This is a genomic window from Pseudomonas sp. (genome assembly GCF_050739995.1).
GTDB lineage: Bacteria > Pseudomonadota > Gammaproteobacteria > Pseudomonadales > Pseudomonadaceae > Aquipseudomonas.
The window spans coordinates 1-3748 of sequence record NZ_JBOICG010000548.1; the positions used below are offsets into that span (position 1 = coordinate 1).

4 protein-coding genes are annotated in these 3748 nt (G+C 58.4%); 3 read left to right on the forward strand and 1 reads right to left on the reverse strand.

What is annotated here, in order from left to right:
- The 3 genes from ACRESD_RS17965 to ACRESD_RS17975 form a co-directional block, all read left to right on the forward strand.
- The coding region (locus ACRESD_RS17965) for a hypothetical protein (protein WP_431752147.1) at positions 1–217 on the forward strand (217 nt) is incomplete at its 5' end.
- 191 nt (positions 218–408) lie between these two features.
- Positions 409–1284 (forward strand): Tim44 domain-containing protein, encoded by an 876-nt coding sequence (locus ACRESD_RS17970; protein ID WP_431752148.1) that lies wholly within the window; start codon positions 409–411, stop codon positions 1282–1284.
- A gap of 135 nt (positions 1285–1419) precedes the next feature.
- Positions 1420–1827 (forward strand): SMI1/KNR4 family protein, encoded by a 408-nt coding sequence (locus ACRESD_RS17975; RefSeq protein WP_123716619.1) that lies wholly within the window; start codon positions 1420–1422, stop codon positions 1825–1827.
- Between the two features lie 21 nt (positions 1828–1848).
- On the opposite strand, the gene ACRESD_RS17980 is transcribed toward ACRESD_RS17975, so the two are convergent.
- Positions 1849–3612, reverse strand: a complete 1764-nt coding sequence (locus ACRESD_RS17980; protein ID WP_431752149.1) for a cation:proton antiporter — start codon at positions 3610–3612, stop codon at positions 1849–1851.
- Between the last annotated feature and the right edge of the window lie 136 nt (positions 3613–3748).

The following is a 3748-nucleotide window of genomic DNA, read 5'->3' on the forward strand; positions in this document are numbered from 1 at the left end:
CGGTGGTGGTCAGCAGCAGAACTCCAGCAGTATGTTTGCCGGCTCCGAGATCCCGGAAACTCCGTTCAGCCTGGGCCAGCAGGTCAAGCACGCGATCTTCGGCGAAGGGGTGATCCTCAACTTCGAAGGCGCCGGCGCCCAGGCGCGGGTACAGGTGAATTTCGCCGAAGGCAGCAAGTGGCTGATGATGGGTTACGCAAAGCTCGAAGCCGTCTGACATCCTGCCCGCGTAGCGAAGATTATTGGCTCGCCCTTGTTTTTAACGAGCGCGGGCCAATATCAGTAATAAGTCCTACAGACCATTCTGATTCGGTCCTACGCAAAAGCCCGAAACATTATGTCGCTAGCCACTGTCACGACACCTGTGCAACATGGCGCGCGTGCAATCCACAAATGGGAATTCCCTTTATGAAACGTTTTCTTAGCATCGCCATGGCGTTGTGCATCGGCCTGACGATGAGCCTCGACGCCAACGCCAAACGCTTCGGTGGCGGCAAAAGCATGGGCTCGGCCCCGACTCACCAGACCAGCCAAATGGCTCCATCTGCCGGTGGCATGGGCGGCGCAGCCGCAACCGCTGGTGCAGCCGGTGCCGCAGGCGCTGCTGCCAAGGCTGGCGGTGCTTCGCGCTGGTTGGGCCCTCTGGCCGGTATCGCCGCCGGTGGCCTGCTCGCCTCCATGTTCATGGGCGGCGGCTTCCAGGGCATGCAGATCTTCGACATCCTGATCATGGCGGTCATCGCCTTTGTGATCTTCCGCTTTATCGCCGCCCGTCGACGCAAGCAGCAGGAGCACATGGCTCCAGCCGGCGCACCGATGCAGCGTGAAGTGTTCGAGCAGAAACCCGCTGCCATGGGTTCGATCTTCGGTGGTTCGGCCGCGCCTGCCGCCGCCCGTCCGGTAATCAACGCACCGGCCTGGTTCAACGAAGAACGTTTCGTCGAAGCAGCCCGTAACCACTTCCAGTCCCTGCAGCAACACTGGGACGCCAACGAAATGGACAAGATCGCCGAGTTCGTGACCCCACAACTGCTGGAGTTCCTCAAGCGCGAACGCGCCGACCTGGGCGACGGTTTCCAGTCGACCTACATCGACGACCTGCGCGTACAACTGGAAGGTGTGGATGATCGCGCCGACAAGACCATCGCTACCCTGACCTTCAGCGGTGTGTCGAAGACCTCGCGCTTCGACCAGGGTGAAGTGTTCAGCGAAAGCTGGAACATGGAACGTGCCCAGGGCGACAACCAGCCTTGGCTGGTCGCCGGTATCCGCCAGAACGGCTGATAGCTGCGCGTTTAAGCACTTGGTAATAAAACCCCGGACATGTTCCGGGGTTTTCTATTTCACGGTTGCACTTATAGCGAGCTACTGTATAAAACGCCCCTATAAACCGCGCCATCTAGCAAGAGGATCCCGGCCGTGGAAGAAATCATCGAACAATTGCGTGAAGCCAACGAACCGGTCCCGGTGCCGCTGGAGCTGCCAGACGAAGACCAACTGGTAGAAGTCGAAGAACAGCTGTTCATCAACATTCCGTTTGTCTTCAAGGAATTCCTGCTGACTGTCAGCGACGTGGTCTACGGCAGTTTGGAGCCAGTGACCATCACTGATCCGGGCTCCCACACCTACTTGCCTGAAGTGGCGGCAACCGCCTGGGACATCGGTGTACCGCGCGAGCTGATCCCGATCTGCCAGGACGGCGACGACTACTATTGCGTGGAAGAAGACGGCACCGTGGTGCTGTGGTCCGGCGAAGAGGAGCTTGTCACCGAAGAGTCCTGGGAGTCGGTGTGGCACTGGGCGCGGGACGTCTGGCTGGAAAGCTGAGCCCGCCCCAGTCAAAACCTGTTAGTGCTCCGGCGTGTCCTTGTGGTTATCCAGCGTCTCCAGCAAAGCGACCTGCATCCGCGTATGCACGCGGATGAACCACCGCCAGAGCACAGCCGCCACCGCCGCCGTAACTACGGCGATCAACACCAGCAACTTGTTGGTTGGCAAAATACTGGCCGACAAGGCTGCCAATAGCAGGAAGATCACCAGCAACGACAAGATCGGTATCAATTCGGCGATCACCCGTCTCACCCGCTGGGTATGCCGCCCAGCCATCTCCGGCTTTACGCTCATCTCCGCCAGCAGCATCGACAGCGCCTTGAGCTTGCGATACGCCGCAATCAAAAACGGCAGCGACAACAGTAACGCCCCACCCCAGATCAACGCCTTTTGCCAGCTAGGATCATTGATCCAACCCTCCAGATACCCGCCGATGCGCGCCGCAAAAAAGCTGCCGGCGAAGAAGATCGCCACCACCAGTGCCAGGTTTACGCCTACTTGAAGGATGATCTTACGGATCATCGACGCCAGCATCGCGCCTTCACCCTGAGGCTGAATGCTACGTAGCCATTCGCCATACATCCCGAACACCCGGCTCATACGCTTGGGCATTACCGACGCGATCTTCAATGACAATGGGTCTGCCCCGCGAATCAGGTACGGCGTGAGCAACGTGGTGATCGCCGACACAGCCACCGCCACTGGATACAGGAAGTCGCTGGTTACCTGAAGCGTCATCCCAAGGGCCGCGATGATGAAAGAGAACTCGCCAATCTGTGACAGCCCCATGCCCACCCGCAACGAGGTGCGACCATCATTGCCGGCGATAAAGGCGCCCAGGCCGCAAGAGAGCATCTTGCCCAGCACCACGGCCACGGTGATCACCGCGATCGGCCAGGCGTATTGCAGCAAAATCTGCGGGTCGATCATCAAGCCGATGGCAACGAAGAAGATTGCGCTGAACATGTCGCGAACCGGTTCGATCAAGCGCTCGATCTTAATCAATTGGCGGGATTCGGCCATGATCGCGCCAATCAGGAATGCGCCCAATACCATGCTGTATTCCAGCTTGACCACCAGCAGGCAGAAGCCGAAACACAGGCCCAGCACGGTGATCAACAGCATTTCGTTGCTTTCGAACTTGGCGACGTAGGCCAGCAGGCGTGGCACCAGCAAAATGCCGATGACCAGCGCGACAATCATGAACAGTGAGAGCTTGCCGACGGTGGAGAACACCTCACCGGAGCTGACCGTGCCGCTGACGGCAATGCTCGACAGCAAGGCAATAATGCCGATACCAAGGATGTCTTCGACGATCAGCACGCCGAAGATCAACTGGGCGAAGCGCTGGTTTTTCATCTTCAAGTCATTGAGCGCCTTGACGATGATGGTGGTCGAGGAAATCGCCAGGATCGCGCCGAGGAACAGCGAGTCCATGGTGTTCCAGTCGAACCAGCGGCCGATTTCGTAGCCGATCCAGATCATCAGGATGATTTCCAGGAAGGCCGCGATAAACGCCGTGGCGCCCACCTTGAACAGCTTGCGCAGGCTGAACTCCAGGCCTAGGCAGAACATCAGGAAAATCACCCCCAACTCAGCGAGGGTCTTGATAGTGTCTTCGTCGTGGATCAGGCCGAATGGCGGAGTGTGAGGGCCGATGATGAAGCCGGCGACGATGTAGCCCAGTACCACCGGCTGCTTGAGACGGTGAAACAGGATGGTGACAACCCCTGCCACCAGCATGATCACGGCCAAGTCCTGGATAAAGCTGATGGCGTGCATGGCGAGGGGCTCCTTGAGGGGTACTGGCGCTTTTCCCATTTCCACGCATGCACCCCGAAAGGTCGCAATGAACGGAAAGAAAAGTCTGCCTTGATCGTAAGAATTGCCTTTGAGACGGGCTTTTGAAGGGTAACAC